Origin of the sequence: Serratia sp. 22278 (genome assembly GCF_052045405.1) — a bacterium.
Taxonomy (GTDB): Bacteria; Pseudomonadota; Gammaproteobacteria; order Enterobacterales; family Enterobacteriaceae; genus Serratia; species Serratia marcescens.
Window position 1 is genome coordinate 109,747 of the sequence record NZ_JBQEOW010000013.1, and the last position, 13,640, is coordinate 123,386.

General features: G+C 61.2%; 13 protein-coding genes and 2 pseudogenes. 10 read left to right on the plus strand and 5 right to left on the minus strand.

Features of this window, described 5'->3' with window-relative positions; all coding sequences use genetic code 11:
- Positions 1-52 precede the first annotated feature (52 nt).
- Genes ACTJJ6_RS20110 through ACTJJ6_RS20120 form a run of 3 tightly spaced genes read right to left on the minus strand, consistent with a single transcriptional unit; the run spans position 53 to position 1,861 of the window.
- On the minus strand, positions 53-340 hold the full coding sequence (locus ACTJJ6_RS20110) for a FaeA/PapI family transcriptional regulator (protein WP_004930885.1): 288 nt from the start codon (positions 338-340) through the stop codon (positions 53-55).
- Positions 341-377: 37 nt separating this feature from the next.
- Positions 378-1,487 carry an FKBP-type peptidyl-prolyl cis-trans isomerase N-terminal domain-containing protein gene (locus ACTJJ6_RS20115; protein ID WP_176062571.1) on the minus strand — a complete coding sequence of 370 codons (1,110 nt, stop codon included), beginning with the start codon at positions 1,485-1,487 and terminating at the stop codon, positions 378-380.
- A 29-nt stretch (positions 1,488-1,516) separates the two neighbouring features.
- Complete coding sequence (locus ACTJJ6_RS20120; RefSeq protein WP_370446676.1) at positions 1,517-1,861, minus strand: hypothetical protein; 345 nt, start codon at positions 1,859-1,861, stop codon at positions 1,517-1,519.
- 826 nt (positions 1,862-2,687) lie between these two features.
- Here ACTJJ6_RS20120 and ACTJJ6_RS20125 point away from each other — a divergent pair.
- From ACTJJ6_RS20125 to pdxR, 9 genes are all read left to right on the plus strand, one after another.
- Positions 2,688-3,218, plus strand: a complete 531-nt coding sequence (locus ACTJJ6_RS20125; RefSeq protein WP_015379342.1) for a fimbrial protein — start codon at positions 2,688-2,690, stop codon at positions 3,216-3,218.
- Between the two features lie 91 nt (positions 3,219-3,309).
- The gene (locus ACTJJ6_RS20130; protein WP_440803926.1) at positions 3,310-3,861 is read left to right on the plus strand and encodes a fimbrial protein; all 552 of its coding nucleotides are present in this window, start codon (positions 3,310-3,312) and stop codon (positions 3,859-3,861) included.
- A 71-nt stretch (positions 3,862-3,932) separates the two neighbouring features.
- Complete coding sequence (locus ACTJJ6_RS20135) at positions 3,933-6,434, plus strand: fimbria/pilus outer membrane usher protein (protein WP_028127387.1); 2,502 nt, start codon at positions 3,933-3,935, stop codon at positions 6,432-6,434.
- A gap of 24 nt (positions 6,435-6,458) precedes the next feature.
- A complete protein-coding gene (locus tag ACTJJ6_RS20140) occupies positions 6,459-7,205 on the plus strand; it encodes a fimbrial biogenesis chaperone (protein WP_016930416.1) in 747 nt (248 codons plus the stop codon).
- Between the two features lie 11 nt (positions 7,206-7,216).
- A complete protein-coding gene (locus tag ACTJJ6_RS20145; RefSeq protein ID WP_004930909.1) occupies positions 7,217-7,828 on the plus strand; it encodes a fimbrial protein in 612 nt (203 codons plus the stop codon).
- Positions 7,829-7,842: 14 nt separating this feature from the next.
- Positions 7,843-8,847, plus strand: coding sequence for a fimbrial protein (locus ACTJJ6_RS20150; protein WP_016930417.1), 1,005 nt, complete (start codon positions 7,843-7,845; stop codon positions 8,845-8,847).
- Positions 8,848-8,865: 18 nt separating this feature from the next.
- A complete protein-coding gene (locus ACTJJ6_RS20155) occupies positions 8,866-9,405 on the plus strand; it encodes a fimbrial protein (protein WP_016930418.1) in 540 nt (179 codons plus the stop codon).
- A 108-nt stretch (positions 9,406-9,513) separates the two neighbouring features.
- On the plus strand, positions 9,514-10,137 hold the full coding sequence (locus ACTJJ6_RS20160; RefSeq protein WP_016930419.1) for a LuxR C-terminal-related transcriptional regulator: 624 nt from the start codon (positions 9,514-9,516) through the stop codon (positions 10,135-10,137).
- 79 nt (positions 10,138-10,216) lie between these two features.
- Positions 10,217-11,710: a MocR-like pyridoxine biosynthesis transcription factor PdxR gene (gene pdxR / locus ACTJJ6_RS20165; RefSeq protein ID WP_016930420.1), complete on the plus strand. Its 1,494-nt coding sequence runs from the start codon at positions 10,217-10,219 to the stop codon at positions 11,708-11,710.
- On the opposite strand, the gene ACTJJ6_RS20170 is transcribed toward pdxR, so the two are convergent.
- Entirely contained in the window at positions 11,707-12,624 is a 918-nt protein-coding gene (locus tag ACTJJ6_RS20170) for a DMT family transporter (RefSeq protein ID WP_028128293.1), read from the minus strand. The two genes, pdxR and ACTJJ6_RS20170, sit on opposite strands and share 4 nt — an antisense overlap.
- Positions 12,625-12,873: 249 nt before the next feature.
- Here ACTJJ6_RS20170 and ACTJJ6_RS20175 point away from each other — a divergent pair.
- Positions 12,874-13,518 (plus strand): annotated as a pseudogene (locus ACTJJ6_RS20175) (SrfA family protein); the annotation flags it as partial.
- A gap of 44 nt (positions 13,519-13,562) precedes the next feature.
- Here ACTJJ6_RS20175 and ACTJJ6_RS20180 read toward each other — a convergent pair.
- Positions 13,563-13,640, minus strand: a pseudogene (locus ACTJJ6_RS20180) (LysR family transcriptional regulator); the annotation flags it as partial.

Consider the following 13,640-nt stretch of genomic DNA (forward strand, 5'->3'; position numbering starts at 1 on the left):
TTTAATTAATGATTAGCTGTAGGAATAGTCAAAAGCGACCGCCAGGGTCGAATCACTCTTTTTTTATCGCTGCCTGTTCGTCGCAGCTGTACCAGCGGAGGGAATTGTTGATGCTGCGGTGGGTGCAGTGAACCTTACCCTCCTTTTCCAGCGCCAGCAGCAGGGTGCGGGTGGTATAAATATTTTCGCCGCATTTATCCGCCAGCTCGCGCGTCTTCGGCCACTGCTCCGGCGGGGGATGATGGCCCCCAGATCCTTCCACACGCTCCCTGCACAATCCTTGCAACACATTCAGCATCAGCGATTTTCTGCTTTCAAACGTTTTCGGCGCCTTGGCCATAGCATTCCTCCTGAGTGGTTACTGCTGAGTACCCCGCTCACGGCTGCACGTCAGCGATGCGCAGGGTGTAAATCATGGTGGCATTCGGGGGGATCGCCGGCGGGTTGCCCTGTTTGCCGTACGCCAGCGCCGGCGGCACCACCAGCGTGATCGCGCCGTGGCGCTGCAGCTTCTCGATAGCCGCGCGAAACAGCGGCGGGTAGCGCGTCAACGGCTGCGAGATCACCGTCCCCGCCAGCTCCATGTCTTTGACCACCCGGCCGTCGGTCAGGCTTTCGCGCACCACGATATCCACCCGATCGTCGGCGCCGATCGCCCCGCTGCCGGCATAGTCCACCCGGTAATAGAAACCGAGCGCATCCTGCTTGACCCCCTCCTGACGGACGAAATTGGCCAGGTAGGCGTTGTCATCCCGAGGTGGCGCCTGCGTCTGTTGCGCCTGCTGCAACCGCTGCTGCGCCGTGTGCAGCGCGCCGTCGATGGCGGTTTCATCGAGCCGCAACCGCCCGGCCAGGGTATCGGCAATGCCCGCCAGCAACAGCTGGGTATCCGCTTCCAACCCCGCGCGCCGGTTCTCCTGCTGCAGATGCAGAATGTCGCGTCCGAGCGACACGCCGGCGGCATACGCCTGCTTGTTCGCCTCGCTGGCCAGCGCGGGCGGCTCGGCCGCCTGCTGCCGTTCGGCCAGCAAGGTCTCTACCCGCCGGCGCTGCTGCGCCAGCTGCGCCGCCAAACTTGCGCTGCGCTGTTCGGCCCGCGTTAACGAAGCGGCCAGCACGCCCACTTCAGGCACCGGCGCAACGGCGTGCCGCAATCCCTTCAGGGCATCGGCCAGCGGCCGAATATCGACGACGGCCGGTTCTCGTTTCGGCGCCACCGCGGCCTGAGCCGCCGCCAACTGCCGCTCCAACTGACGGATTTTCTCCGTCTGCTGTTGCAAAGACTGCTTCAACGACGTTAAACGAGCGCTGTCTGCCCCGACGATAGCGGCCGGTTTGGCGGCCGGTGCTGACGCCGATTGACGCACGGTGTCTTCCCTGGGCGCGGCCGGTGGCGCCTGCCGCTGTTCGGCAAACTTCAACAGCGCGGGAATGCCGTCATCGGCGGCGCAAGCGGCCCCGCTCGCCGCCAACAGCAAAAGAGCCATCGCCCATCCTTGCGCGCATCGCTTCATGGCTACAGATTCTCAACCCGGCTGGACAGATCGGACATCAGCTCATGCTCGACGTCGGCGCAGAATTTCTCGGTTTTATATTGATAAAGAGCATCAATCGCTTTACGGGTACTCTCATCCACGTTGCCGCGCACCCCGGCATATCCCGAAGCGTTGGAAAGCAGGCCATTAAAATAGGCGATGCGTTTTTGGTAACTTTGCGGATTAATATTCTTTAATGAATTAACCCGCTGCTGACAAAGCGCGATGCGTTGCTCATCGGATTTATCATTAGGATTGTTCTGTGAGATTTTTTTCACGGAATTCAGTTTTGTCTTGCTCCCGCCCGCACAGCCAGAAAGCGCCATAAAAGACAGCAGAAATAGGGTCAAACCCGCCCAACGGCGCCCGCCGCAAGCATTAATCATCGTTATCATTCCGTTTATAATCCTTTAATTGTCACTTAGGTCATCATTATGTGGCGAACGGCAGCAGCACATGCCTTAATTTGATTAATCAAAATGGGTTAGGCAGCGAAAAATCCCTATTCCGCAAGGTGATAGGATAATTCACTACCGGTGAAATTGTTATTTAATTGTTAATCAATTAGGCTTAAACGCGAACTAAACGCGAATAAGAAACCCAATCACTCGTGAACAGAAAATCACTAAACAACAATAAAAACAATGAATTATGTTTTATATTTTGTTTCTAAAAGGAAATGCATCATCTGCTGCCTCAGAGCGATATTAGCAAAACAATATTGTGAATTGTAGGTGCCACCCTATTTCCCCCGATCTAATATCTCGCATATCGTTATTTATATAGTGATTTATACTGGATAATATTTGTATACGATCTATTGATTTTAAAGCAAATATGTTTCTTTTTCCTTTTGGTTTTATATTCTGAATTTGACTTAATTTAATAAAATCTATTTCCAAGCAATACTATTATTTGCAAGAATATTCCCAGCAACACGCCACACGTAAAAATCGTATTTTATTTACCAGAAAATCCATTATCGATTTTCCAAATCTCGTTATTTCTCATAAATAACGGATGTCGGCGTATTGCCCAGAGCAAAAGGATCTGGCTCCAACCGCACGGACGGCGACATGGCGTTGCCGCCGCCGCGGGGGATTTAGATGTGCTGTTCTTTTTATTTAAAAACTCTCTACAGGAACCTGAGAAATGAAACTGAATAAATTAATGCTGGCAACCGTGATTGCTTTCGCTTCCGCATCTGTTGCTCATGCCGCATCTAATCAGGGCAGCGGTAAAGTCACCTTTACCGGCGAAATTATCGATGCGCCATGCAGCGTCGCGCCGGAATCCGTTGACCAAACCGTGCCGATGGGCCAGATCAGCAGCCGCATCCTGGCCAACCAGGGTAAATCCAGCATGCAGCCTTTCAACATCGAACTGAAAGATTGCTCCATCTCCACCATGAAAAACGTCAAAGTGACCTTTACCGGCACGCCTGATCCGGTCAACAACAAACTGCTGGCCCTGAGCGGCACGGCAACCGGCGCCGGCATCGTGATCTACGACAACCTGCACTCCAAAGAGGTGGAACTGGGCACCGCGACCGACGGTCAAGGCCTGAACGACGGCGACAACTCGCTGAAATTCGCCGCTTATCTGCAGGGCAGCAGCGCCTCAAGCGCCGTGGTGCCGGGCGACTTCACCAGCGTGGCGAACTTCACCCTGGCTTACCTGTAATACCCCACAGGGGATGTCTCAGGGCATCCCCCGCTTTATTGCATGCCGAGGATACCGGCAAGGGAACAGGGAAAGACAGGGAGACGCCAGCATGACTATCCGCCTTTGCGGCCTGTTGCTCATCGCGCTCAGCGTCGGCAGCGCGGCGGCGGCAGCGAAAAATCAGGGCCACGGCAAAGTCAGCCTGGGCGGCACCATCGTTGAAACGCCGTGCGGCATCGCCAGCGACAGCCTGGATCAAACCGTCGATTTTGGTCTGATTTCCATGACCGACGCCTCGCAGGACGGGCAGTCGGTGCTGATCGGCAGCCGCCGCCATTTCACGATCAAACTGGTGAACTGCGAGCTGGCCAGCCAGGTGAAGCCTGACTTCATCTATCGCGCGGCCAACGTCACGTTCGACGGCACCGCCGACAGCGGGGATCCGTCCCTGCTCGGCGTTTACGGCGAGGCGAAGGGCGTGGCTATCGAGCTGTTGAACGATGCCGGCGCGCCGATCCCGCTCGGCAGCACGACGGCGGATTACCAGATCGTCGCCGGCGACAACACGCTGCGCTTTGGCGCGCATTTGCGCCTGCATCCCGACAAGGCGCGGGCGGGCGGCTTCAGCTCTCTGGCCAAATTCACCCTGTCTTATCTCTAGCGCCGGCGGGCGCTGCACAGCATTACGTATTCAGGTCGTACGGATGACCTGCTATTGGGCGCGGACTTGCCATGAGTGATTATGCTATGACGTCATTACTGACACGGAAACACCTACCTCTCCTCGTCATTCTATCTTTCCTCTGGGTGCGTCCGGCATTTTCCGCCACGGAATTCAATACCGACGTCCTGGATATCGGCGAGCGCAGCAAAGTGGATCTTTCGCGCTTCTCCGACGCCGACTACGTCATGCCCGGCGCTTATTTGCTGGACATCAAGATCAACCAGAAAACGCTGCCCCAGCGCAGCATTCAGTATTTCCCGTCACCGGATAACAAGAGCGGCAGCCAGGTGTGCCTGCCGCCTGACCTGGTGGAAAAAATGGCGTTGAAAGAAGAAGCGGCCAAAAAAATCACCCTGTGGCACGACAACCAGTGCGCCGACATTCGCGGCATCAAAGGCGCGACCATCTCCGATCGCATCGGCGGCGGCGTGCTGGCGATCACCATCCCGCAGGCGTGGATGAAATACTCCGATCCCGACTGGACGCCGCCCGAGCAGTGGGACGACGGCATTCCCGGCCTGCTGCTGGACTACAACCTGAGCGGCCAGTTAGGCAAGCAGAGCCACAACAACAACACCGCCCAGAACCTGAGCAGCTACGGCACGCTGGGCGCCAACCTGGGCCCCTGGCGCCTGCGCGCGGACTACCAGGCCAATTATAATCAGCAGGCTGGCGATCGCAGCACCGGTTTCGACTGGAACCAGATCTACGCCTATCGCGCGCTGCCGATGCAGGCCGCCAAGCTGACGCTGGGTGAGATTTATCTCGACTCCGGGGTGTTCGACGCCTATCGCTTCACCGGCCTCAACCTGGCCAGCGACGAGCGCATGCTGCCGCCCAACCTGCAGGGTTATGCGCCGGAAGTGCGCGGCATCGCCAAGAGCAACGCCAAGATCACCGTTTCGCAGGAAGGCCGCACGCTGTACGAAACCACCGTGCCCGCCGGGCCGTTCGCCATTCAGGATCTCAACAGCTCGGTGCGCGGCAAGCTGGACGTCAAGGTGGAAGAACAGGACGGCACCGTCTCGACCTTCCAGGTGGATACCGCCACCATTCCTTACCTGACCCGCCCGGGCTACGTGCGCTACAACGTGGCGCTCGGCAAAACCTCGGCCTACGACCACCGCACCCAGGGCCCGCTGTTTTCCGCCAGCGACTTCTCCTGGGGGCTGAGCAACGCCTGGTCGCTGTATGGCGGCGCGCTGCTCGGCGGCGACTATAACGCCTGGGCGCTCGGCCTCGGCCGCGATCTGAACGTGTTTGGCGCCATGTCGCTGGACGTCACCCAGTCGATCGCTCGCCTGCCCGGCGAGCCGACCGCCAGCGGCATGTCGTTCAAGCTCAACTACGCCAAACGCTTCGACGAGCTGAACAGCCAGATCACCTTCGCCGGCTACCGCTTCTCGCAACGTAAATTCATGAACATGTCGCAGTATCTGCAGGAGCGCTACGGCGATTACGACAAGAATTACAACGGCCGTCAGAAAGAGCTGTATACCATCACCGCCAGCAAAACCTTTATGGCGGAAGACAGCGCCAGGGCGATCACCACTTATCTGACCTACTCGCACCAGACCTATTGGGACGCGCGAACCCAGGATCGTTACGGGCTGTCGACCAGCAAGTTGTTCAGCATCGGCGATATCAGCAACATCACCGCCTCGCTGTCGGCTTACCGCACCTATTACCAGGGCCGCACCGACGACAGCGTGATGATCAACTTCACCGTACCGATCGGCGATCGTCGGCGCGTCGGCTATGCGCTGCAAACCAACAACGGCGACGTCACGCAGACCGCGTCGTACAACGACTACAGCGATCCGGACAATACCTGGCAGGTCAGCGGCGGCTTTAACCAGTCCGGCAAATCGCTGGCGCGCGGGTACTACACCCACAACGCCTCGTTCGGCTCGCTGAACGCCAGCGCCTCTTACCAACAGGACAGCTACTCGTCGATCGGCGGCTCGTTCCGCGGCGGTCTCACCGCGACCCGGCACGGTATCGCGGCGCATCAGAACTCGAGCAACGGCGGCAGCCGCATGATGCTCGACACCGACGGCATCGCCGGCGTGCCGATCAATAACGGCCGCGCCTACAGCAACCGTTTCGGGCTGGCGGTGATTTCCGACATCACCAGCTACTACAACACCGACACCCGCATCGACGTCAACAAGCTGGCGGACGACGTCGAAGCCACTCGCGCCGTGGTGCAAGGCACGCTGACCGAAGGCGCCATCGGCTACCGCCACTTCGAGGTGGTGAAAGGCAGCAAGCTACTGGCCACCATTCGCCTCGCGGACGGCAGCGAACCGCCGTTCGGCGCCGCGGTGCTGAGCGAGAAAGGCCGCGAGGTCGCGGTGGTCAACGACGGCGGCTCGGTCTACCTGACCGGCGTGCAGCCGGAGGAAAAACTGGACGTCGCCTGGGAAGGCCAACGCCGCTGCCGCATCGTGATCCCGGGCGCCGCCAAGCCGCTGGACCAGCTGCTGCTGCCGTGCGCCACCCTGTAATCCGTAACGCTGAGAAATAATGACATGAACAAACACCCGATAACGCTACTGACCGCCGCCGGCCTGGCCCTGAGCGCCGTACTGCCCACCGCCGACGCGGCGATATCGCTGGATCGCACGCGCGCCGTCTATGTGAGCGACGCCAAATCGATCAGCCTGAATATCGTCAACGAAAACAAAGAACTGCCTTTCCTGGCGCAGTCCTGGCTGGAGAACGAGCAGCATCAGAAAATCACCTCGCCGCTGGTGGTGCTGCCGCCGTTGCAGCGCGTGGAACCGAGCGAGCGCAGCGTGGTGCGCATCACCAAGACGCCGGAGGCGGATCGCCTGCCGCAGGATCGCGAGTCGGTGTTCTACTTCAACCTGCGCGAAATTCCGCCGAAAAGCACCAAAACCAACGTGATGCAGCTGGCGCTGCAAACGCAGATCAAGCTGTTCTACCGGCCGAAGGCGATTGTCGCGCCCAAGGGTGAAGTGTGGCAGGAAAAGCTGGTGTTCCGTAAAAGCGGCGGTGCCATCACCGTCGACAACCCGACGCCGTTTTACATCACCCTGACCGGCATGACGCGGCAGACGCAAAAACAGGGCGGCGGCGCGATCGGCGGTTTTCAACCGCTGATGCTGAAGCCGAAATCCAGCGAAAGCCTCAAGCTGCACGACACCGGCATGAACAGCTTCGTCATCACCTACATCAACGACTACGGCGGCCACCCCGAGCTGCGCTTCGCCTGCAACGGCAGCGTTTGCACCGCCGTGCCCGAGAAAAAATAAGGAGATCCAGCATGGCTGAATTCACCGATCGACTGCGCCCGCTGCTGCTCGGCGCGCTGTTGTGCGGCGGCGGCGCGCTGGCGGCAACGCCGCTGGGCGTGATCGAAGGCACCACCGGCACCGTCAGCTTTCACGGCGGCCTGCTCAGCTCTCCCTGCAGCCTGACGCCGGACAGCCGGGATCAGTCCGTCGATCTGGGCGACGTCAGCGCACGCGACTTCCGTAACGCCGGCGATCGCAGCGCGCCGGTGCGTTTTCGCCTCTCGTTCCGCAACTGCCTGCTGGGCGCGCGCGCGCTGGCGGATAATCCGGCCGGCCCGCGCAACGGCGACGCCGGCCGCCTCTACCTTCAGGGTGAACAGGCCGCCACGCTGGTGTTTCTCGGCGAAAGCGACGTCGACAACCCGTCGCTGCTGAAGCTGAACGGCGGCGTACAGGGCATCGGCCTGCGGCTGCAAGACCAGCAGGGCCAGGCGTTGGAGCTGAATCAGCGCAGCCGCCCCTACATTCTGCAACCCGGCAGCAACACCCTGTGGTTCAGCGCCAGCGTGGAATCCACCCAGCGGGCGGTGATGGCCGCCGGTTTCGCCGCCGTGGCGCACATTCAGGTGATTTACCTGTGAGGCTCGAGAACGCGATGAAAACACAACTGACCAAACTCTGCCTGCCGCTGGCGATCGCGCTGGCGGCCCCCGCCGCCTGGGCCAACGGCTACGTCACGCCGGACGGCGGCCCCAAACAGTTCTATATCGATCTGAATGAAAGCAACATCACCAACCAGGTGGGGTTCACCAAACTGTTTCCCTATGATCTGGGCGGCACCTATACCGGCAAGGTGTATTGCGATACCCCTATCCCCACCAGCCCGCACTTTTACAAGTCGGATTCGTCGTTGCCCCCCTCCGACTACGGCAACGGCTATTTAAAGCTGAATGACTTTTTGGATTTAAAAGCCGAGGTGTGGATTGCCGGCAACAAGAACGCCTACGTCACCGTGCCTTTTTACAACGAATCGAATTTGCTGAGCCAACACCGCTGCCAACCGCCGTACTTACAGGTCAACAACTACGGCAGCGGCTCCAAAGGCAAGATCACCTTCCGGGTGCGCAAAAAAATCATTAACGGCGTTGAGATTAACGATCGGCAGATCATCGAGATGTACGGCCGCCTCGGCTCGACCGACGGCGGTTTCGGCCCCAATCCGATGGCGCAGGTGTTTATCCAGTCCGCGATCCTCTACGTGCCCGATAAATGCGTGGTGAACGAAGGCCAGTTGATCAACGTGGAGTTCGGCGAGATCGGCGGCAGCGATCTCAACGGCTCCAACTACCCGCAAAGCATTCCGGTGCGCTTCCAGTGCGAGGGCGGCAGCTTCGAGGACGGCACGCTGAATATCAAGCTGGCGGTGTCGGGCACGGCGGCCTCCTTCAGCAACGAGGTGTTCAAAACCGACAAGAACGATCTCGGCATCCGGCTGACGCACAACGGCCAGTTGGTTATCCCGAATGAGTTTTACCCGGTGCCGAACATCGGCAACGGCGGCTCCTGGAACCTGGTGGCGGCGCCGTTCGCCAACGGCGGCGCAGAGATCGGCGAAGGGGAATTCAACGCATCGGCCACCATCGTGGCGGCATTCCAGTAACCGAGGGAGGAACGGAAAATGCGTCTACGCGCTTTAGCGCTGCTGAGCTGCGCGCCCTGGTGGTTTGCCGCCATGCCGGCGGCGGCGAACACCGAACTTATCGGTGCGCCGGTGCAGTTCCACGGCACCGTGGTGAGCCGCCCGTGCAATATCGAACCGCAGTCCGCCGATCAGCTGGTGGAAATGGGCACGGTGATCGTCAAAACCCTGTACCGCTATGGCCACACCACGCCGGTGCCATTCAGCATCAAGCTGACCGACTGCAAGACCACGGTATTCAAATCCGTCAGCGTGACCTTCAGCGGCGCCGAAGACGGTGAGCTGCCGGGCAAGCTGGCGATCAACAACGGCGCGAACGGCGCCGCCATCGCGCTGTTCGATCATCAAGGGGCGGACATCGACCTGAATAAGGCCACCAGCGCCGTCGCGCTGCAAAACGGCCCCAACAGCCTGAACTTTACCGCCTATGTGCAGGGGCGGCCGAGCGCGATCCAGAACCAAAGCATTACCGAAGGCGAATTCACCTCCGTCGCCAATTTTGTGCTGGCGTACCAATAAGCCCCGCACCGCCCAGGGAAATCAGGAAAACGACCGGCGCGCGAACGCCGGCAATGGGCCGTCACCGTTCGCTCCGGCGCGGCGCCACGGCCTTTTAAGGAGCCACCCATGCCAGATATTCGCTTCACGCTGTTCGACAGCGATAACTTCTACCAGCAGGGGCTGCGTCTGCTGCTGCAGGATTATCTGCACTCCCTGAACGAATGCCAGCGCCTGTACCCGCAGTTCTCGCCGCTGGCGCTGCAGGCGTTGGATAACATCGAAATCGTGTTCCGCACGCCGGAAGAGCGCTGGGGCTGCGCCTGCTGTTACCAGAGCCCCTACGGCATCCCGCGCCAGCGGCAGCTGACTTTGCTGATCCTCGATGACGCGACCCAGCAACAGGTGAAAAACCTGCCGCCGCTGTTCAGCATCCACCGGCGCGATTCGGCCTACGCCATCCGCCTCAAGCTGCAGATGGCGCTGGAAAAATTTATCCAGCATCCGTGGATGGCGCTGCACGCCGCCGGCATGTGGAAATGCCAGGCCTGCCGCATCGCCGCACTCAGCCACTGCGAAAAAAAAGTGCTGGGGTTGATGAGCAGCGGCATGTCCGCCTGCAGCATCGCCGGCCTGCTGCAGCGCAGCCAGAAAACCATCAGCGCCCATAAGCGCTCGGCGATGCGCAAGCTTAACGTGCGTAAAAACAGCGAGTTGAATAAAGTGCTGCTGAATCAGCGTGGGCTAAGCTGACTGACAACGGACTCGCGAGTACCGACAGAGTGGTTTACTCTGAATACTCATTTTCGCACTGCAAAGCGAGCCGGAATCCATGCCCAGAACAGCCAAAGTCGTTGACGTCCCCGCCCTCGGCGAGCTCGATCGCCAGGCAGGCCAGCTAAGCCACCAACTGGCGCAGGCCCTGCGTCAGGCCATCCACCGGGGCGATCTGAAAGCGGGCGATCTGCTGCCCTCGACGCGCCGGCTGTCGGCGGCGCTGACTCTGGCGCGCGGCACGGTATTGGAGGCCTTTGCTCAACTGACGGCGGAAGGCTTTCTCGAACCGCAGCCCGGTTCCGGCACCCGAGTTGCCCACTATCAGACGCCACGCCGCGCGCCGCATGCCACGGTGCAGGCGAGTTCAGCGGTAGCGGCTCCGCTTTCTTCACAGGCGCAGCATCTGGCGCGCTTTGCCACTCAGGCGCGAGCGCTGCCGCCGGTGCCGTTCACTGTGTCAGTGCCAATCGGCGATACCGCGCCCGACGATATCTGGCGGCGGCTCGGCAACCGCATGCGCGCCCGCGGCCCCGGCGCGCCGTCGGGCTACGGCGATCCGCTGGGCGCGCTGCCGCTGCGCGAAGCCATCTGCGACTATGTGCGCCGTTCCCGCTCGGTAAACTGCACGCCGCAGCAAATCCTCATCACCTCCGGCACCCAACAGGGACTGTATCTGGCCGCGCAGATCCTGTTGGACGCCGGCGACAGCGCCTGGGTCGAAGATCCTGCCTACGCCGGCATTACCGCCATTTTCGATAGCCTGTTTCGCGATCGGCGCATGATTAGGGTGCCCGTCGCCGACGACGGCATCGACGTCGCCGCCGGCGTGCGCCTGGCCGCCAATGCCCGCGCCGCCTTTGTCACGCCGTCGCATCAGTATCCGCTGGGCATGCCGATGAGCATGGCGAAAAGAAGCGCCCTGCTGGCCTGGGCCAGAGAGCGGCAGGCCTGGATCGTGGAAGACGATTACGACAGCGAGATGCGCTACGCCGGCCACCCGTTCCCTTCGCTGCAGGGGCTGGCGCCCGAGCGGACGCTTTATCTCGGCACCTTCAGCAAGGTGTTGTTCCCTTCGCTGCGGTTGGGTTACGCCATCGTGCCGCCGCCTCTGGTCGACGCCTTTTGCGGCGCCAGGATCCTGATGGATCGTCACCCGCCCAGCGCGGATCAATACGTGCTGGCCGCCTTTATTGCCGAAGGGTATCTCGACCGGCATATCCGAAAAATGCGCGGCGTCTACGCCGAAAAACGTCGGGTGCTGATCGAGGCGATCAACGCGTACATCCCGGCTGAACTGGCGGTGGTGCAGCCCTGCGATCAGGGCATGCACATGGTGCTGTGGTTGAGGAAAGATCTCGACGACGTGCGTGTCGCCCGGCAGGCCAACGAAGCCGGGTTGGCGCTGCGGGCGGTGTCGCCGATGTATGCGCCCGGCCAGGGTGAGCCGGGCCTGGTGCTGGGGTTGGGCGGTTACGCCGACCGCCAGGTGCAACAGGCGGTGGAACGGCTCGGACAGGTGATCCTGGCCTGCGCCGGCAGCGGCGCCTAGCGGGAAAAACGTTTGGCGCCGAACACGCAAACCACCACGCCGGCCATCACGGCGATCATCATCGGCTGGACGGCTTCATGCAGCAGCCAGCCCGCCAGCGCCAGGCCGAAGAACGGCTGCAGCAGCTGCAACTGCCCGACGGCGGCGATGCCGCCCTGCGCCAGGCCGCGATACCAGAAAATAAACCCAATCCACATGCTGAACACCGAGACGTAAACCAGCGACAGCCAAGCGGCGCCGCTGACCACGGGCCAGGCGGCCGGTGCCGCCAGCCAGGTGGCCGCCAGCGTCAACGGCAACGCCACCACCAGCGCCCAGGAGATCACCTGCCAGCCGCCGATCCGACGCGACAGCACCGCCCCTTCGGCATAACCCAGACCGCACAGCAGCACCGCGCCGACCATCAGCGCATCCCCCTGCCAGGCGCCGCCGCTCCCCTGGCTCAGCGCGAAAGCGCCCACCAGCGCGGCGCCGACGCCCGAAAAAACCCAAAAAGCGGGCTTGGGCCGCTCTCCGCCGCGCAAGACGCCAAAACCGGCGGTCGCCAGCGGCAGCAGGCCGATATACACCAGCGAATGCGCCGACGTGGTGTGCTGCAGCGCCAGCGCCGTCAGCAGCGGAAAACCGATGACTACGCCGAGCGCCACAAACAGCAGCGGCGGCAAATCGGCCCGCGTCGGCCGCGCCTGGCGGGTGATCAGCAGCGCGCACAAGGCCAGCAAGGCGGCGATCGCCGCCCTGACCGCCGTCAGAAACAGCGGATCGAGCTCCAGCACCGCCACTCGCGTGGCGGGCAGAGAACCGCTGAAGATAATCATGCCAAGAAAACCGTTCATCCAGCCCTGGGCCGAATGCCCGGCGGCGGGATGTGCAGGGGTAACAACGAGAGTTTTTTCAGACTGGCTGTCCGTCATGTGAACGCTCCGCACGCCTGAGGCATACCGAAATCGGCAACCCGCGAGGCGATGTCATAGTGAAAGAGAACATCGTTCCCCGGCGTCGCCTGCCGGGGCTGCGTTCTATTTTTCAGATAAAGCGGTTCACAGACAGGTCCAGATAGCGAGATTTTCACTGTGCCGGTTGCCAAAGTGCGCCGCTAACGCCAAAGAAGGGCGTTTTTCGGGCTGTCCTTGGCCGTTTGGCGGCTCTGCCTGCGGGGTATCATGGACTTTTATGCGTTTTTGCAGAACAGGACAAGGTGCGGCGCCGTGGTGAAACCCTTCTTACGCAGTGGCAGTTTGGATGATGTGCTGGCTTTAGGCGAAAACGGGCAATCGATCTATGCCTGCGCGCAGCAGCTGCGGGAAACCCTGCGTCTTCGCCGGCAGCAGCAGGCCGCCGACTGTCTGGCGATCCCCCAGCCGAACGAAAGCGGCACCCGCATCGACTGGTATGCGCCCTTTCCGGGCAAGGTGACCTCCTGGCTGGCGGCGAGCGACGCCCAGCGCGCGCAGGCGGTTCGCCATCTGGAACACTGCCTGACGACCTTCCGCAGCCTGACCGAACAGGCCCGGGCGACCGATCACCCCAGCCATCGCCTGTTCGGCGCGCTGCTGACCAAAGCGATGCATATTCCCGATCCCAACCACGTCTACCTGGTGGACGATCGGCCGGTGCTGACCTTTTGGGGCTTTATCAAACCGCAGGCGCAGAGCCCGGACGATCCTTTAGCCTGCCTGCGCCCTGCCGAAACGGAGGTAGAAAAACCGGCGCCGATCGCCGCCGCTCCGCGCAAACCGGCCGTTGTCGAGCCGGCCAAACCGGCTCCGGCGGCAGAGCCTGAACCGGTGCCCGCCCCGGCGACGCCCGTCGAATCCCCTGCCGCTGTTCGCCCGCGCCGACGTCACGCCTTCTGGCTGATCGATGAAACGCTCATGCCGAGTTGGCGCGCGGCCGCGGTAAACGACCCGAACTCAACCACTTTGGCGAA

Bases quoted from the DNA above. Each gene is read 5' to 3' on its own strand.
- ACTJJ6_RS20155 (WP_016930418.1), top strand. From the start codon at position 8,866: ATGCGTCTACGCGCTTTAGCGCTGCTGAGCTGCGCGCCCTGGTGGTTT.
- ACTJJ6_RS20140 (WP_016930416.1), top strand. From the start codon at position 6,459: ATGAACAAACACCCGATAACGCTACTGACCGCCGCCGGCCTGGCCCTG.
- ACTJJ6_RS20150 (WP_016930417.1), top strand. From the start codon at position 7,843: ATGAAAACACAACTGACCAAACTCTGCCTGCCGCTGGCGATCGCGCTG.
- ACTJJ6_RS20110 (WP_004930885.1), bottom strand. From the start codon at position 340: ATGGCCAAGGCGCCGAAAACGTTTGAAAGCAGAAAATCGCTGATGCTG.
- ACTJJ6_RS20170 (WP_028128293.1), bottom strand. From the start codon at position 12,624: ATGACGGACAGCCAGTCTGAAAAAACTCTCGTTGTTACCCCTGCACAT.
- ACTJJ6_RS20125 (WP_015379342.1), top strand. From the start codon at position 2,688: ATGAAACTGAATAAATTAATGCTGGCAACCGTGATTGCTTTCGCTTCC.
- ACTJJ6_RS20145 (WP_004930909.1), top strand. From the start codon at position 7,217: ATGGCTGAATTCACCGATCGACTGCGCCCGCTGCTGCTCGGCGCGCTG.
- ACTJJ6_RS20115 (WP_176062571.1), bottom strand. From the start codon at position 1,487: ATGGCTCTTTTGCTGTTGGCGGCGAGCGGGGCCGCTTGCGCCGCCGAT.
- pdxR (WP_016930420.1), top strand. From the start codon at position 10,217: ATGCCCAGAACAGCCAAAGTCGTTGACGTCCCCGCCCTCGGCGAGCTC.
- ACTJJ6_RS20135 (WP_028127387.1), top strand. From the start codon at position 3,933: ATGAGTGATTATGCTATGACGTCATTACTGACACGGAAACACCTACCT.
- ACTJJ6_RS20120 (WP_370446676.1), bottom strand. From the start codon at position 1,861: ATGGCGCTTTCTGGCTGTGCGGGCGGGAGCAAGACAAAACTGAATTCC.
- ACTJJ6_RS20130 (WP_440803926.1), top strand. From the start codon at position 3,310: ATGACTATCCGCCTTTGCGGCCTGTTGCTCATCGCGCTCAGCGTCGGC.
- ACTJJ6_RS20160 (WP_016930419.1), top strand. From the start codon at position 9,514: ATGCCAGATATTCGCTTCACGCTGTTCGACAGCGATAACTTCTACCAG.